This is a genomic window from Shewanella aestuarii (assembly GCF_014647215.1).
Lineage (GTDB): Bacteria > Pseudomonadota > Gammaproteobacteria > Enterobacterales > Shewanellaceae > Shewanella > Shewanella aestuarii.
Genome location: NZ_BMOT01000024.1, coordinates 1 through 964, shown reverse-complemented (window position 1 = coordinate 964; position 964 = coordinate 1). Strand labels below are relative to the sequence as shown.

Below are 964 nucleotides of genomic sequence, written 5' to 3'. Positions count from 1 at the left end.
TTCAACCGCTTACAGAACGCTCCTCTACCGCTTGCAGTAAACTGCAAACCCGTAGCTTCGGTGGTATGTTTAGCCCCGTTAAATCTTCCGCGCAGGCCGACTCGACTAGTGAGCTATTACGCTTTCTTTAAATGATGGCTGCTTCTAAGCCAACATCCTAGCTGTCTAAGCCTTCCCACATCGTTTCCCACTTAACATACACTTTGGGACCTTAGCTGACGGTCTGGGTTGTTTCCCTTTTGACGACGGACGTTAGCACCCGCCGTCTGTCTCCCGAGTAGTACTCATTGGTATTCGGAGTTTGCAAAGGGTTGGTAAGTCGGGATGACCCCCTAGCCTTAACAGTGCTCTACCCCCAATGGTATTCGCTCGAGGCGCTACCTAAATAGCTTTCGAGGAGAACCAGATATCTCCCGGTTTGATTGGCCTTTCACCCCCAGCCACAAGTCATCCGCTCATTTTTCAACATAAGTCGGTTCGGTCCTCCAGTTGATGTTACTCAACCTTCAACCTGCCCATGGCTAGATCACCGGGTTTCGGGTCTACGCCTTGCAACTAAACGCGCAGTTAACACTCGGTTTCCCTACGGCTCCGCTATTCGCTTAACCTCGCTACAAAACGTAAGTCGCTGACCCATTATACAAAAGGTACGCAGTCACGGTCTCAAGAACCGCTCCCACTGCTTGTACGTATACGGTTTCAGGTTCTATTTCACTCCCCTCACAGGGGTTCTTTTCGCCTTTCCCTCACGGTACTGGTTCACTATCGGTCAGTCAGGAGTATTTAGCCTTGGAGGATGGTCCCCCCATATTCAAACAGGATGTCACGTGTCCCGCCTTACTCGTTTTCATCTATGGTTAGTTTTCGTGTACGGGGCTATCACCCTGTGCCGCTGTGCTTTCCAACACATTCCACTAACACCCCATAGACTTAAGGGCTAATCCCCGTTCGCTCGCCGCTACTA

At 50.7% G+C, this 964-nt stretch carries 1 rRNA gene; it reads right to left on the bottom strand.

The annotated features are described in order from the left end of the window. Nucleotides 1-964: ribosomal RNA gene (locus IEY03_RS17030) — 23S ribosomal RNA — on the bottom strand; the annotation flags it as partial.